Origin of the sequence: Alsobacter soli, assembly GCF_003004785.1 — a bacterium.
GTDB classification, from domain to species: domain Bacteria; phylum Pseudomonadota; class Alphaproteobacteria; order Rhizobiales; family Beijerinckiaceae; genus Alsobacter; species Alsobacter soli.
On sequence record NZ_PVZS01000088.1, the window covers coordinates 1 to 361 of the forward strand.

1 protein-coding gene is annotated in these 361 nt (G+C 66.5%); it reads left to right on the plus strand.

The genetic code is table 11. From position 1 onward, the window contains the following. Positions 1-361, plus strand: a 361-nt coding sequence (locus SLNSH_RS24380; protein ID WP_342587876.1) for an ATP-grasp domain-containing protein, incomplete at both ends; no start/stop codon positions are given.

Genomic DNA, 361 nt, shown 5'->3' on the forward strand with positions numbered 1-361 from the left:
CCTTCGTGGTCTCCACCGAGGGCGGCATGGACATCGAGGAAGTGGCCCACAAGACGCCCGAGAAGATCGTCACCTTCTCCGTCGACCCCGCCACCGGCATCATGGCGATGCACGGCCGCCGCGTCGCCAAGGCGCTGGGCCTCACGGGAGACCTCGCCAAGCAGGCCGAGGACCTCACGGCGAAGCTCTACAAGGCCTTCACCGAGAAGGACATGGCCCTGCTCGAGATCAACCCGCTGATCGTCACCCAGGACGGCAAGCTGCGCTGCCTCGACGCCAAGGTGGGCTTCGACGACAACGCGCTCTTCCGCCACCAGGATGTGGCCCAGCTTCGCGACGAGACCGAGGAGGACGCCAAGGA